Source organism: Mesorhizobium sp. GW821-FHT04C10, assembly GCF_059420305.1.
This window is the reverse complement of the sequence record NZ_JBWKTL010000001.1, coordinates 3,121,469-3,135,452: the sequence shown is the minus strand read 5'-3', so window position 1 is coordinate 3,135,452 and position 13,984 is coordinate 3,121,469. Positions and strand designations below refer to the sequence as shown.

General features: G+C 65.1%; 17 protein-coding genes. 7 read left to right on the top strand and 10 right to left on the bottom strand.

The window, feature by feature from the left end; all coding sequences use genetic code 11:
* Positions 1 to 35: 35 nt before the first annotated feature.
* The 9 genes from AC07UC_RS15095 to AC07UC_RS15055 form a co-directional block, all read right to left on the bottom strand.
* Positions 36 to 1,151, bottom strand: a complete 1,116-nt coding sequence (locus AC07UC_RS15095) for an alkene reductase (protein WP_494906561.1) — start codon at positions 1,149 to 1,151, stop codon at positions 36 to 38.
* Between the two features lie 46 nt (positions 1,152 to 1,197).
* Positions 1,198 to 1,488, bottom strand: coding sequence for an ArsR/SmtB family transcription factor (locus AC07UC_RS15090; protein ID WP_140774151.1), 291 nt, complete (start codon positions 1,486 to 1,488; stop codon positions 1,198 to 1,200).
* Positions 1,489 to 1,656: 168 nt separating this feature from the next.
* The gene (locus AC07UC_RS15085; protein WP_494906560.1) at positions 1,657 to 2,355 is read right to left on the bottom strand and encodes an RES family NAD+ phosphorylase; all 699 of its coding nucleotides are present in this window, start codon (positions 2,353 to 2,355) and stop codon (positions 1,657 to 1,659) included.
* Complete coding sequence (locus tag AC07UC_RS15080) at positions 2,349 to 2,759, bottom strand: MbcA/ParS/Xre antitoxin family protein (protein WP_202326579.1); 411 nt, start codon at positions 2,757 to 2,759, stop codon at positions 2,349 to 2,351. Before AC07UC_RS15080 ends, AC07UC_RS15085 begins: the two co-directional genes overlap by 7 nt.
* A 197-nt stretch (positions 2,760 to 2,956) precedes the next feature.
* Positions 2,957 to 4,390, bottom strand: coding sequence for an aldehyde dehydrogenase family protein (locus tag AC07UC_RS15075; protein WP_494906559.1), 1,434 nt, complete (start codon positions 4,388 to 4,390; stop codon positions 2,957 to 2,959).
* Positions 4,391 to 4,609: 219 nt separating this feature from the next.
* Positions 4,610 to 5,074 (bottom strand): GNAT family N-acetyltransferase, encoded by a 465-nt coding sequence (locus AC07UC_RS15070; RefSeq protein WP_494906558.1) that lies wholly within the window; start codon positions 5,072 to 5,074, stop codon positions 4,610 to 4,612.
* A 365-nt stretch (positions 5,075 to 5,439) separates the two neighbouring features.
* Positions 5,440 to 6,180 carry an SDR family oxidoreductase gene (locus AC07UC_RS15065; protein ID WP_494906557.1) on the bottom strand — a complete coding sequence of 247 codons (741 nt, stop codon included), beginning with the start codon at positions 6,178 to 6,180 and terminating at the stop codon, positions 5,440 to 5,442.
* Between the two features lie 24 nt (positions 6,181 to 6,204).
* On the bottom strand, positions 6,205 to 7,194 hold the full coding sequence (locus AC07UC_RS15060; RefSeq protein WP_494906556.1) for an aldo/keto reductase: 990 nt from the start codon (positions 7,192 to 7,194) through the stop codon (positions 6,205 to 6,207).
* A gap of 16 nt (positions 7,195 to 7,210) precedes the next feature.
* Positions 7,211 to 7,606: a (R)-mandelonitrile lyase gene (locus tag AC07UC_RS15055; RefSeq protein WP_115142549.1), complete on the bottom strand. Its 396-nt coding sequence runs from the start codon at positions 7,604 to 7,606 to the stop codon at positions 7,211 to 7,213.
* Between the two features lie 153 nt (positions 7,607 to 7,759).
* Here AC07UC_RS15055 and AC07UC_RS15050 point away from each other — a divergent pair, with 153 nt between their 5' ends.
* The 5 genes from AC07UC_RS15050 (at position 7,760) to AC07UC_RS15030 (ending at position 10,938) form a co-directional block, all read left to right on the top strand.
* On the top strand, positions 7,760 to 8,653 hold the full coding sequence (locus AC07UC_RS15050) for a LysR family transcriptional regulator (RefSeq protein ID WP_202326574.1): 894 nt from the start codon (positions 7,760 to 7,762) through the stop codon (positions 8,651 to 8,653).
* A 73-nt stretch (positions 8,654 to 8,726) separates the two neighbouring features.
* On the top strand, positions 8,727 to 9,104 hold the full coding sequence (locus tag AC07UC_RS15045; RefSeq protein WP_494906555.1) for an ester cyclase: 378 nt from the start codon (positions 8,727 to 8,729) through the stop codon (positions 9,102 to 9,104).
* Positions 9,105 to 9,180: 76 nt separating this feature from the next.
* Entirely contained in the window at positions 9,181 to 9,462 is a 282-nt protein-coding gene (locus tag AC07UC_RS15040; RefSeq protein WP_172349353.1) for a type II toxin-antitoxin system ParD family antitoxin, read from the top strand.
* Positions 9,459 to 9,743, top strand: a complete 285-nt coding sequence (locus tag AC07UC_RS15035; RefSeq protein WP_494906554.1) for a type II toxin-antitoxin system RelE/ParE family toxin — start codon at positions 9,459 to 9,461, stop codon at positions 9,741 to 9,743. Before AC07UC_RS15040 ends, AC07UC_RS15035 begins: the two co-directional genes overlap by 4 nt.
* Positions 9,744 to 9,861: 118 nt before the next feature.
* A complete protein-coding gene (locus tag AC07UC_RS15030) occupies positions 9,862 to 10,938 on the top strand; it encodes a YeiH family protein (protein ID WP_494906553.1) in 1,077 nt (358 codons plus the stop codon).
* Here AC07UC_RS15030 and AC07UC_RS15025 read toward each other — a convergent pair.
* Positions 10,935 to 11,630, bottom strand: coding sequence for a TetR/AcrR family transcriptional regulator (locus tag AC07UC_RS15025; RefSeq protein ID WP_494906552.1), 696 nt, complete (start codon positions 11,628 to 11,630; stop codon positions 10,935 to 10,937). The genes AC07UC_RS15030 and AC07UC_RS15025 overlap by 4 nt on opposite strands.
* A 71-nt stretch (positions 11,631 to 11,701) precedes the next feature.
* Here AC07UC_RS15025 and AC07UC_RS15020 point away from each other — a divergent pair, with 71 nt between their 5' ends.
* Both AC07UC_RS15020 and AC07UC_RS15015 read left to right on the top strand, forming a co-directional pair.
* Complete coding sequence (locus AC07UC_RS15020) at positions 11,702 to 12,844, top strand: FAD-dependent oxidoreductase (RefSeq protein WP_494906551.1); 1,143 nt, start codon at positions 11,702 to 11,704, stop codon at positions 12,842 to 12,844.
* A gap of 85 nt (positions 12,845 to 12,929) precedes the next feature.
* On the top strand, positions 12,930 to 13,970 hold the full coding sequence (locus AC07UC_RS15015; RefSeq protein WP_494906550.1) for a helix-turn-helix domain-containing protein: 1,041 nt from the start codon (positions 12,930 to 12,932) through the stop codon (positions 13,968 to 13,970).
* Positions 13,971 to 13,984: the final 14 nt, after the last annotated feature.

Here is a 13,984-nt window from a genome sequence, read left to right as displayed (position 1 = left end):
AGCGGGCTGCTCTTCTCTTGTGGGCAGGCGACGGCTCAGGCCGCCGTCGGATAGTCCGTATAGCCCTTGGCATCACCGCCATAGAACGTCGCCTTGTCCGGGGTGTTCAGGTCGGCATTGCGCTTCAGCCGGCTGACGAGGTCGGGATTGGCGATGAACAGCTTGCCGAACGCGACAAGGTCGGCATAGCCGTCGGCGACAGCCTTTTCGGCCAGTTCCTTGTCGTAGCCATTGTTCACCAGCCAGGCGCCCGTGCCGCCGGCCTTGCGATAGCTGGCCTTGAGTTCTGCGTAGTCGAACGGCTTGTCGCCCTGGCTGAAATCGCGAGCGCCGCCGGTCGCGCCTTCGACGATATGGACATAGGCCAGGCCGCGGCCGCCCAGGCCTGCCACCGCGTGGTTGAAAAGCGGCTGCGGATCGGCATCCGAAGTGTCGTTGGCGGGCGTCACCGGCGACAGCCTGATCCCGGTCCTGCCGGCACCGACAGCACCCGTTACCGCGTCGACCACCTCGAACAGGAAGCGCGTCCGGTTCTCGATGGAGCCGCCATAATCATCGGTGCGATGGTTGGTGCCGGAGCGCAGGAACTGGTCGATGAGATAGCCATTGGCGCCATGGATCTCGACGCCGTCGAAACCCGCCACCTCGATCGCCGCCTTGGCGGCGCGGCGAAAATCATCGACGATGCCGGGGAGTTCGGCCGCATCGAGCGCGCGCGGCTCGGAGGTCTCGACGAACTCGCCGATGCCATCGGGCTTGACCAGGAAAGTCTTGGAGTTTGCCCTGATCGCGGACGGCGCCACCGGCTTGCCGCCGCCGGGCTGCAACGCGGTGTGCGAGATGCGTCCGACATGCCAGAGCTGGACCACGATCTTGCCGCCGCCCCTGTGAACGGCGTCGGTGACGCGCTTCCAGCCGGCCAGCTGATCCGCGCCATAGAGGCCGGGCACGTTGGCGTAGCCCTGGCCCTGATGGCTGATGGCGGTGGCCTCCGTCACGATCAGCCCGGCCGTGGCGCGCTGGCTGTAATAGGTCACCGACAGGTCGCCGGGCACCGCATTGGGCGAGCGATTGCGCGTCAGCGGCGCCATGACGATGCGGTTCGCCAGCGCCAGGTCGCCGACCCGCAGGGGATCAAAAAGAGTAGCCATGAGAAATGCCTTTCATGCATTCGGGGGGAGGAAGCGGGGAGGATCGTCAGAGATCGGACAAGGCGGCCTGAAAGGCGGCGATGGTTTCTTCGTTGCGCTTGTAGAACACCCATTGGCCGACCCGCCGCGTGGTAACGAGGCCGGCCGACGCAAGCGTCGCCAGATGCGCCGACACGGTGGACTGCGCCAGGCCGCAACGTTCGAACTGGCTGGCGCAGACGCCCATTTCGAGCGGATGCTCCTGCGCGGTGAAGTGCTTTTCAGGCTCCTTCAGCCACGCCAGGACATCGCGTCGAACCGGATGCGCCAGCGCCTTCAATATGATGTCGCGGTCCATCTTCACCTCGCATCGATCTCAACCGATATATAGATCGGGCGGAGGCGATATGGCAGGAAATCCATGCCATTATTTACGGCAATCACAGCATCTTGATCTCCGGCCAGGGCACGAAACCGGAAATGGCCCGCCGGGCGCCGGCCTCCGCGGCGAACGCGCCGCCATCGGTCAGGTGACCGCCAGCACCTTGCCGGTATCGTGCTGGCGCACGAAGTCGACGCGCGCACCGTCCCAGTGGTAGCTGTAATGCCGGCCTTGCACCGGGACAGGGATGACGTCGGGCCAGAAGATGCCGATGCATTGGCCCCCGGGCATGCGCACGCTGTTCCACACCAGCCCGTCGCTGCCTTGCGCCCGCAGCGCCTGCCCTTCCGCCTGCGAGGCGGTGTAGTCGTCTGGGTCGAGCACGCCGGGCACGGCGTTGACATCGTCGAGGTCGCGGTCGACGCTGCCGATCAGCACGCGAAAGTCAGCCGTCCAGCCCGGATCCTCCTTGGTGGCGCGCATGAAATTCTGGTGGTGGTGGATGGTTTCGGCCAGCGCCACATCCTCGCTGTCGCCGGCATAATAGAGGCCGTAGCTGCCATCCGAGAAGCGCCCGGGCCGCAGTGTCGAACAATGCACGAAGGGCGCCATGACGAAGCTGGCGCCGGGGCCGGACACCCGCCTTGCCGCCGCCACCTTGCCGAGGTCGCCGATCTCAAACCTGATGCGCGGATTGGTCTTCTCCTCGACGGAAGCCAGCGCTTCCCAGTCGCGCGGATCGGCAATGTCCTCGAACAGGTCGATCGGCGGATGGATGGAGCGGATGATGCGAAAAGTCTGGGGCCAGTGGACGCGGCGCCGGACGCCAAGCCCACTCACCATGCACCACGCTCCGCATCGAGCCATTCGCGCATGGCGGCAAGGTCGGAGATTTCGCCGCGCAGCATCAGGTCGAGCGCCGACTGGCCGCCGAACGTGGCATTGGGCTTGCGGATCCAGGCATAGCCGCGCGCCGGCTCGGTGAAGAGATAGCGCAGGCCCTTGTGGATGCCCATCAGATGCGCCATGCGGGTGCGCAGGTCGCGGTCGATCCGCCCGATGCCGCCCTCCTTCCAGCGAGCCCAGGTCCGTGCCGACATGCCGCCGAGCAGGATGCAGGCCTCGAGGTCGGTAAGGCCCCACGCCTTGAACAAATTGACCGTGGTGCGCGCCAGGGCGCCCGCCTCCTCATCCGAGATGGCGCTGCCGACCGTGGCCGGCGTTATGACGATCGACTGAAGCTGCATGTTGCTCACCCTGCTATTGGCAGAGATATAGCATGCATTTGCCAATTGGCAAGAATAAGAGAGAGAAGCGCCACGCGACCACTGCGTTTCGAACGCGTGACGAGAACCTAAATTGACAGCGCCGACTTCGGAAATCAGCTCCACTGCACCCATGTAGCAAGATCAGCGCGCCGCACGAGCGGCGCGCTGTATCGGCATTACTCAGCCGCTTCGTACCCCGCGATGCCCTTGATCTCGAGGAAATCGTCGAGCCCGTATTCGGCGTATTCGCGGCCGTTGCCCGACTGCTTGTAGCCGCCGAAGGGCAGCCCGGCATCCCAGGTCGGGTAGTTGATGTAGACATTGCCGGAGCGCATGCGCGCCGCCACGTCGCGGGCCTTCTGGATGTCCTTGGCCTGGATATAGGAGGCGAGGCCGTAGACGGTGTCGTTGGCCTGCTCGACCGCCTGTTCGACCGTGTCATAGGGCAGGATCGCCAGCACCGGCCCGAAGATTTCTTCGCGCGCGATGCGCATGTCGTGGGTGACGTCGGCGAACACGGTCGGCCTGATATAGTAGCCGCGGTTCAGTTCGGCCGGGCGGCCGGGGCCGCCGGCGACCAGCGTCGCACCCTCGTCGATGCCGCTCTGGATCAGGTCCTGGATCTTGTCGAACTGGATCTGGCTGACGACAGGGCCAAGCTTGGTGTTGGCGCCGTCGGCCGGGCCAACGGTGAACTTTTCCGCCGCTGCCTTGGCATAACCGGCAGCCTCGTCATGACGGTCGCGCGGCACGAACATGCGGGTCGGCGCGTTGCAGGACTGGCCTGAGTTGCCGAAGCAGCCGGCGACGCCCTTGGTGACCGCGCTGGCGAGGTCGACATCCGGGAACAGGATGTTGGCCGACTTGCCGCCAAGCTCCTGGTGCACGCGCTTGACCGTGTCGGCGGCGGCCTTGGCCACCAATATGCCGGCCCGGGTCGAACCGGTGAACGACATCATGTCCACGTCGGGGTGGCTGGACAGCGCCTGGCCAACGCCCGGGCCATCGCCGTTGACGAGGTTGAACACGCCCTTCGGCACGCCCGCCTCGTCGATGATCTCGGCGAAGATGATGGCGTCGAGCGGCGCGATTTCGGAAGGCTTCAGCACCATGGTGCAGCCTGCGGCGAGCGCGGGGCCGACCTTGCAGGTGATCTGGTTCAGCGGCCAGTTCCACGGCGTGATCAGGCCGACGACGCCGATCGGCTCCTTGACGATCAGCGCGCTGCCCTTGACGTGGCGAAACTGGAAGGTCTTCAGCGTCTCGGCCATCTTCTGCAGATGTGCAAGGCCAATGCCGACCTGGCTGTCAAGCGCCATCTGGCGCGGCGCGCCCATCTCGCGCGATACGGCGAGCGCCAGGTCCTTGGAGCGCTTCTTGTAGACCTCGATGACGCGGTTCAGGATGTCGAGCCGCTCTTCGACCGAGGTGAAGCCGAATGTATTGAAGGCGCGCTTGGCGGCGGCCACCGCCTTGTCGACATCGGCCTTGGAGCCGAGCGAGATCTGCGCGAAGGCATCCTCGTTCGAGGGATCGATGACATCGAGCGTGTTGGGCACAACAGGATCGACCCACGCGCCATCGATATAGAACTGCAGATTGTGTGACATGGTTTTCTCCTTGGGGGTGCCGTAGGCCGTTCCGGCCGTGATATCCAGCTAGAGATAACGATGCGCAAACGCCGCTGTCAAACGCAACCCCCGAAGTGGTTGAGCCAGCACGCCAGTGATTGAGCCAGCACTTATCCGAAGCGCTGAATATCCGCCGTCGAGTTCCTTGGCGTAGAGCGCTGCTTCGAAGCCGTTCACGCCCTAACGAAGCCGCCCGTATCAGCCCGCGAGCCTCTTGCTCATATAGACCGTCATGCCGCCCATGAACGGCTCCTCCCGGTCGATCACATAGCCGTGCCATTTGTACAACGACACATTGTCGGCGAAAGCACCATTGGTCAGCAGGCGCAGCTCCGGGCGACCGGCTTCGAGCGCCTTCTGTTCGGCCCGCTCCAGCAACAGCCGGCCGATGCCCCTGCCCTGCGCCTCCGGCGCGACGCAGACATTCTCGATCCACAGGTGATCGTCGGCCAGCACGGTTTCGATCATGCCGACGACGCGGCCGTCCGCGATTGCAAGATCGAACGGATGCTCGGCAACGGCCTTGTCGTAGTCGGCGCGCATGGGCAGCGGCTCGCGGCCGATCACCGGCACCCACTTCGCATAGGCTGATCGAACGATGTCCCGGATCGCAACGGCGTCAGCGGGCCCGGCCGGCCGAAACCGGATGGAATTGTCTGTCATGGCAAGCTCCAGGCATGAAAAACCCCGCCGGCTGTTGTCGCGGGCGGGGCTGGAAACGAACGAACCGGATCTATCCTGCCGGCCTTCGTCGTCGCGCAATCAGCTTGCCGCTCCGCGATGGGCGGCGGCGTCGGTTGGTGTTGGTGGGCGCGAGGGCGAACATGGCGCCAAGCTGGCGCAGGAAGCGCGGCGCGTCAAGGTTTGGGGATTGGCCCAAGCCCCCGACTTCGTCATCCACGGGCGGAGCAGCCGCGCAGCGGCGTCGCGAAGACCCGAGGATGACGAAGTGTTGGACGCTTCAGCCAATCGCCAATGGCATACGGCACGTCTAAGCAAACGGCCCCCTCAAACGTCGCACCGAGGTCTCAATACTCCTGCGCTGTCGGCCGAAACAGGATCTCGTTGATATCCACCTCGTCGGGCTGGCTCATGGCGAACACCACCGTCCTGGCGAAGGAATCGGCGGGGATGGCCACCCGATCGTAGAGCGCGCGCACGCCCGCCGCGACATCCGCCTCGGTGACACTGTCGGGCAGCTCCGTCGCCACGGCACCGGGCGAGATGATGGTGGTGCGGATGTTGTAGGGTTTTACCTCCTGCCGCAGCCCTTCGGAGATGATGCGCACCGCGTGCTTGGTGGCGGCATAGACCGCACCGCCCGGCCCGACCTTGTGGCCCGCTACCGACGACACGTTGATGATATGGCCACTCTTCTGCGCCTTCATATGCGGCAAGGCGGCGGCTATGCCGTAAAGCACGCCCTTGATGTTGACGTCGATCATCCGGTCCCAGTCCTCGACCTTGCCGCGCTCCAGCGGCGAGTGCGGCATCAGGCCGGCATTGTTGATGATGACGTCGACGCGGCCGTGAATCTTCACCGCATGGTCGACGAGCCGCCGGACCTGGCCGACATCGGTCACGTCGGTTGCCAGAACGGCGTCCTTGCCGAGCGACAACTCGCCGGCCAGTGCCTCAAGCCGGTCGAGGCGGCGCGCGCCCAGCACCAGCTTCGCACCCTCTTTCGCCAAAAGCCGCGCGGCGGCCTCGCCCAGCCCGCTGCTGGCACCGGTGATGACGACGACCTTGCCCTTGATGTTCTCAGTCATGATGATTTTCCTTTCTGATACGCGTCAGCGATCGATCCTCGCCGCCTGTTGCGGCGAATAGCGCTCGCCCTGCACGGCGATCGCCGAGACCGCGTTCTCGATGTCGGCAAGATCGTCCGCCGTCAGCGTAACGTCGCACGATCCGATGTTCTCCTCGAGGCGATTGAGCTTCGTCGTGCCGGGGATCGGAACGATCCATGGCTTTTGCGCCAGCAGCCAGGCGAGCGCGACCTGTGCCGGGGTCACCTTCTTCTTCGCCGCGATCGCGACGATCGCGTCGACCAGCGCCTGGTTGGCCTTGCGGGCCTCCTCCGCGAAGCGCGGAACGGTGTTGCGGAAGTCGCTGCTGTCGAACGTCGTGTTGGCGTTGATGGCGCCGGTGAGGAAACCCTTGCCCAGCGGGCTGAAGGGCACGAAGCCGATGCCCAGTTCCTCGAGCACGGGCAGGATCGCCTCCTCGGGCTCACGCCACCACAGCGAGTACTCGCTTTGCAGGGCCGCGACCGGCTGCACCGCATGGGCGCGCCGGATGGTGCGCACACCCGCCTCGGAGAGGCCGAAATGCTTGACCTTGCCTTGGCTGATCAGGTCCTTGACCGTGCCCGCCACCTCCTCGATCGGCACGACCGGATCGACGCGGTGCTGGTAGAGGAGATCGATGCGATCTGTCCTCAGCCGCTTGAGCGAGGCCTCGACGACGTCGCGAATATGCCGCGGCCGGCTGTCCATGCCTTGATGTCCGGCCGTGCCGGCAATGTCGATGCCGAATTTGGTGGCGATCACCACCTGGTCGCGGATCGGCTGCAGCGCCTCGCCGACGACCTCCTCATTCGCGAAAGGTCCATAGACCTCCGCGGTGTCGAAGAAGGTGATGCCACGCTCGACCGCGGAACGGATCAGGCGAACGGCATCCGGCGTCGCCATCGGTGCCCCGTAGGATTGGCTGATGCCCATGCAGCCGAGCCCGATGGCCGAGACTTCGAGGCCGCTTGTTCCAAGTGTGCGCTTTTGCATTGTCTTGCTCCTTTGTTCAGGCCTGGTACTGCGCGTCGCTGACGTGCTCCATCCAGTCGACGGCCTTGCCGTCGAGCGCCTCCTGGATGGCGATATGGGTCATGGCGGTGGTGGGCGCCGCGCCGTGCCAGTGCTTTTCACCCGGCTCGAAGCGAACCACGTCGCCGGGCCGGATCTCCTCGACCGGCCCGCCTTCGCGCTGCACGCGGCCGCAGCCGGCGGTGACGATCAGCAACTGCCCGAGCGGATGGGTGTGCCACGCGGTGCGTGCGCCGGGCTCGAAGGTAACGGCGTTGCCGGCCGCGCGGGCCGGCGCGATGGCCGCGAACAGCGGATCGATGCGCACCGTGCCGGTGAACCAATCGCCCGGGCCCTTGCCGGAGGCTTGTGAGCCGCTTCGCTTGATATCCATGGTTTTTCCCTTTTCGACGCCGGACAGGACGCTGCCAGCGGCCTTCAAGGCCGCCGATCTCGGGCAGCCGATTGTGATGGCGCTTATTTAGCGGCTGCGATTGGCCTGGATTAGGTGCTATATCCGGCATGTACTTATGAGACAGGCTCATCAATGCCGCGAGACAATCTCAACGAGCTCACCGCCTTCCTTGCGGTTGCGCGCGAAAAAAGCTTCACCAGGGCGGCGGCACAGCTTGGCGTGTCGCAATCGGCGCTCAGCCACACTGTGCGCGCGCTGGAGGAGCGGCTGGGCGTGCGGTTGCTCACCCGCACCACGCGCAGCGTGTCGCCCACCGAGGCCGGCGAGCGCCTGGTGCGCTCCGTCGGCCCGAGGCTCGACGAGATCGAGGCCGAACTCGCTGCGTTGAGCGCCTTGCGCGAAAAGCCCGCCGGCACCATCCGCATCACCGCCGGCGAGCACGCGGCCGACGCAGTGCTGTGGCCGGCAATATCAAGGCTTTTGCCCGACTATCCCGACATAAGGATCGAGATCATCGTCGACTACGGCCTGACCGACATCGTCGCCGAGCGCTATGATGCCGGCGTGCGCCTTGGCGAACAGGTGGCGCACGACATGATCGCGGTTCGCATCGGCCCCGACATGCGCATGGCCGTGGTTGGCTCGCCGGCCTATTTCGCCCGGCGGCCCAAGCCGCGCACGCCGCAGGACCTGACCACCCACAATTGCATCAATTTGCGCCTGCCGACCTATGGCGGGCTCTATGCCTGGGAATTCGAAAAGGCCGGGCGCGAGCTGAAAGTCCGCGTCGAGGGCCAGTTGATCTTCAACACGGCGGGGCTGCGCATGAATGCCGTGCTGGCGGGCCTCGGCCTTGCCTATCTGCCGGAGGACCAGGTGAAGGCGCAATTGGCCGACGGCCGGCTGGTGCGGGCGCTGGCCGACTGGTGCCCGCCCTTCCCCGGCTACCACCTTTATTACCCCAGCCGCCGCCAGGCGACGCCGGCCTTCTCGCTGCTGGTCGATGCGCTGCGGTACAGGGAATAGTCCCGCTCCATCTGGACTGTCCCCACGGTCGTTCTATCTTCCTGCCGGATCTGACGAACCCGGAGCCGATGCCGTGACCCAAACCGACCTCTACCGAGGCTATATCGACTGCCTCAACAATCAGGATTGGCAAAGGCTGCATCGCTTCGTCCATGACGAGGTGCACTATAATGGCGACCGAGTCGGCCTGTCAGGCTACCGCGCCATGCTGGAACGGGATTTCCGGGAAATTCCGGACCTCTATTTCGACGTCCAGCTGCTGATTGCCGAGCCACCGTTCATCGCCAGCCGCCTTCAGTTCAACTGCACGCCGAAGGGGACCTTTTTCGACTTGCCCATTAACGGCAAAAAGGTCTCGTTCAGCGAGAACGTGTTTTATGAGTATCTGGATGACCGGATCAGGAACGTGTGGTCGGTCATCGACAAGGCGGCGATCGAAGCGCAGATTTGATTTCGGGTGCGATGAATGTCTCCTCCTTGCAGCTGGTGGTAAACTTGCCTACCTTATGTCGCAGGAGAAGACACAGATGGCCAATGTCGAGAAAGTGAGCGTTGCCCTCACCCCTGAAATGGCAAGCATGATGCGGGAGGTCGTTGCGGCGGGCGAATACGCCTCGGCGAGCGAAGTCATGCGTGAGGCGCTGCGCGAATGGAAATTTCGCCGGATGCAGCGTGATCAGGCTGTCGACGAATTGGGCCGACTTTGGGATGAAGGCATGGCAAGCGGTAACGCCGTCGACGGTGGCGAAGCCTTCGCTCGGATCAAAAGCAAGCTCGATGCCAGGATCGCCGAGCGCACGTCGCGATGACACTGCGCCTACGGCCGGAAGCCGAAGCGGATATCGAAGCCATCGCGCTCTATATCGCCGAGGATAGTCCCTCGGCGGCACTGCGCTGGTATGAAGAAATCCATGCCCATTGCCAGCGCATCGCCGACATGCCGGGAATGGGTGTTGCCCGGCCGGACGTGCGAGCGGGCTTGCGCACATTCCCTGCGGGAAACTACCTGATTCTCTATCGCCAGATCGACGACGGTGCCGAGATCGTGCGCGTAGTTCATGGCGCGCGTCGGTGGCAGGAATTGTTGTAGCCGGACTGGTCCTTCACTACGACCGTTCGTAAAAATCGATCATTCTAACCAAAACAATTCGTTGGAATGATCTGTTCAGGAATGGCATTCCTCCAGCATACCCGCCTGGAGAATTGCATTGTCTTCCGCCACCCGCATCGCGAACGATATTCCGAAAAGCCTGATACCGGCCGAGCTGACCGCCGGCCGCAAGCGCCTCGATTCGATGTGGAACGGCGTCATCCCCGGCATCGTGCTGGTGGCGATGATCACGGCGGTTGCCTTCTCGGCGCACAATGTCTCCGGCTTTGCCCTGTTCAGCCCGATGATCCTGGCCGTCGTCGCCGGCATGGTCTATTCTAACGTGCTCGGCACGCCTGCCCACGCCAGGGCCGGCATCGCCTTCTCGCAAAAGCGCCTGCTGCGCTTCGCCATCGTGCTGCTCGGCTTCCAGCTGACGCTCGGCCAGGTCGTCTCGATCGGCGCCGGCGGCGTCGGCATCGTGGCGGCCACGCTTGGCGCCACCTTCCTCTTCACCGTCACGCTCGGCCGGCTGATCGGCGTCGACCGGAAGCTGGCGCAACTGATCGCCGCCGGCACCTCGATCTGCGGCGCCTCGGCCATCGTCGCCACCAACATCGTCACCGATGCGCGCGATGAGGACGTGACCTACGCCGTCGCCTCGATCACGCTGTTCGGCACCGTCGCCATGCTCGGCTTCCCGCTGCTGGCGCCGCTGCTCGGCCTCGACCAGCACGCTTTCGGCCTGTGGGCCGGCGCGTCCATCCACGAGGTGGCGCAGGTCATCGGCGCCGGCTTCCAGAACGGCACCCAGTCCGGCGAGATCGCCACCGTGGCCAAGCTCACCCGCGTCGCCATGCTGGCGCCGATGGTCATCGCGCTCGGCCTGATGGCGCGCCGCAGGACGAGCAGCGACCAGTCAGGCGATCAATCCGGGGCGCGCCCGCCCATGCCATGGTTCGTCGCCGCCTTCGTCGCCGTCGTGGCGCTGAACAGCCTGGTCACCGTGCCCGCCGACGTGAAGTCGTCGGTGGCGCTCGCCACCACCATCATGCTGACCATGGGGCTCGCCGCCATGGGCCTGCAGGCCGACATCTCGCAACTGCGCTCGCGCGGCCTGCGTCCGCTGGCGCTGGCCTTCTGCGCCTTCCTGTTCATCGGCGGATTCAGCCTGATGCTGGTGAAGTTCGCCTAATTCCTATCGGATAGTCCGATGCCGGCCAGGATGAGGTCGATGCCGGCCAGGAATTGCTGGCGGTCGTCATGCTCGGCAAACCGGGTCGCCATCCGCTGCAGGAACGGAAACCCGGCAGGATCGCGTTGCGTCCATCGGACGACGATCGTCGCCAGGAACGCCGTGCGGTCCGTATCCGGCGGCAGAAGCTGGGCATTCTTCGCATTCGCCGCGTTCTGCCCCGCGTAGCCCAGTATGTAGTGCACCAGAGCGGAAGCGACATCGAGCTGCGCCTGTTCGGCTACGCCGAGCGCATCGACCTGGCTGCCGATGCTTTCAAAGATCTCCCCCACGCAGGCTTGCCAGGGCACGCGTGAAAGCTGCGCGCCCGACCAGGGGTGCGCTTCAATCACGTCGAACAAGCCCAGAGCAATGGCCCGGATCGCCTGCCGCGGCTCCTCACCGCTGGCCACACCGGTCATGGCTCCAGTGATGACATCGTCGGTCGCCGCCGCGAGCAGCTCGTTCTTGTCGGCGACGTGCCAGTAGATCGCGCCTGCCCCGGTTGCCAGGCGTGCCGAGAGCGCCCGGAAGGTCAGGGCCTCCTCGCCGCCATCATCGAGGATGCCGATCGCGGCCGCGATGATCCGCTCCTTGGAAAGCGCGTCCGTGCGCCGTTCGGTCCGTTGAGTCGTTTTTGCCATGGGCATCATCTTGACATTTATGGAACGGCGTTCCAAATAAAATGAATGGAACAGTGTTCCAACTCATTTTCAAGAGAAAGATGACAATGTCACCGGTCACCATCATCGGTGCGGGCCTGGGGGGCCTCACCCTCGCCCGCGTCCTCTACGTCCATGGCATAGCAGCGACGATCTATGAGGCGGAGCCCTCGGCAGAGGCGCGCACGCAAGGCGGGCAACTCGATATCCACGCAGACAGCGGACAGCTCGCGCTCGCCCAGGCCGGCCTCACCGACGCATTCCGCGCCATCATCCATGAAGGCGGCCAGGCGTCGCGCGTGCTCGACCAGCACGGCACGGTGCTGTTCGAAGAACCCGATGACGGCACCGGCGGACGCCCCGAAGTGTTGCGCGGCGATCTCAGGCGCATTCTCATCGACTCCTTGCCGGCGCAGACCATCCAGTGGGGAAAGAAGCTCACAAGCGTCGCGGTCCTTGGCGCCGGCCGGCACCAGCTGACATTCGCGGACCGGTCTGATGTGACCACAGACATCCTCGTCGGTGCAGACGGCGCCTGGTCGAAGGTCCGGCCACTGCTGTCGGATGCCATGCCCGCCTATATCGGCACGTCGTTTGTCGAGACCTATCTCTACGATGCCGACGAGCAGCATCCAGCGGCGGCCGGGGCCATGGGTGGCGGCGCGCTTTTCGCGCTGGCCCCTGGCCAAGGCATCTTCGGGCATCGCGAGGCGGGAGCCGTACTTCACACCTATGTGGCGCTCAGCCGGCCCGCCGAATGGTTCGCCGGCATCGACTTCGCTGACGCGGCCACGGCAAAAGCGCGGATCGCGGCCGAGTTCGACGGCTGGGCGCCGGCGCTGACCGCGCTGATCACCGATGGCGAAACCCCGCCGGTGCTGCGCACGATCAACACACTCCCCACCGGCCATCGCTGGGACCGCGTGCCAGGGGTAACGCTGCTCGGCGATGCGGCACATCTGGCGCCACCGGCCGGCGAAGGCGCGAACCTGGCGATGTTCGACGGCGCCGAACTCGGCAAGGCGATCGCTGCGCATCCCGGAGACATCGAGGCGGCCCTCACCGCCTACGAACAGGCGATGTTCCCGCGCAGCAAAACGGCCGCCGTGGACGCGCACCAGATCCTGGAGTTGCTGATCGGCGACAGCGCACCGTCCGGCCTGGTCGGCTTCTTCACCGCTGCCTTCGAGGGGAAACACGGATGACGCCCGGCGCCGGCGTCGTGCGAGTTTGGGAATCAAGACACATCGGCTAGGGTCCGCTTGTCAGCACGCGAGCCTCAACCGATCCATGCCGTTTGTTCCCCTGCCCTTCGTCGTCGCGCTGCTGCTGCTGCTAATCCTACTTTGGGTGGTCGCCAGACGCGAGGATGAGGCGGCGCCCAACTTGCCTTTTCTGGCCCTGATCCTGCTCGCCGCGCTGCAATCGGTGCTCACCGGACTGCGCTGGGGTTATGGCATCAGCGAAGTGGGCTATATCGCGCCCGTCTCCGCCGCGATCATGCCGGCGCTGCTTTATGCCGGCGTCGCGAAGCTTGCCCGCACCAGCGACCGCCAATGGCCGGCGCGGCTGGCACTCCACGCAGCGCCGGCCGCCATCGTCGCCGTGCTGGTGATCGTCTGGCGCGACGCGGTCGACGCGGCGCTGATCGCAATCGATTGCATCTACGCCGCCGCCATTCTCTGGCTGCTGCGCTCCGGCGCCGACGGGCTGCGCCTTGCCCCCTTCGACGGCGCGGTCCCCGCCTACCGCGCCATCATCGCCTCGGCATTGACGCTGTGCCTGTCGGGCATGGTCGACATGCTGGTGTCCCTCGAGGTGGCATCCGGCCGCGGCGACCGCGCGGCGATGGTGATCGGCATCGCCAATCTTTTCATCCTGGTCATTGTCGGCGTGGCGGCGGCCGCCGCCAGCCAGAGCCATGTGCCGCCCACGGAGCAGGCCGAGGCCGCCTCCCCGATCGACGCCAGCGAAGACGCCGACACGCTTCGCAGGGTCGAGGACGTGCTGCAGGAGAAAAAACTCTACCGGGACGCCAATTTGAACCTCAACCGCCTGGCCCGGCGCGCCGGCATACCGGCACGGCAGATTTCGGCTGTTATCAACCGGGCGACGGGGAAGAACGTCTCGCAATATGTCAACGAACACCGCATCGCCGAGGCCTGCCGGCTGCTGACTGAGACCGGCCAATCGGTGACCGAAATCATGTTCGCGGCCGGCTTCCAGACCAAGTCGAACTTCAACCGCGAATTCCGCCGCGTGACGGATATGACGCCGCTCGCCTGGCGCGAACGCAACGCGCAATCGCTCGCAACCCCTGTGGGTGGCTGAAAGCTCTCGGCTTC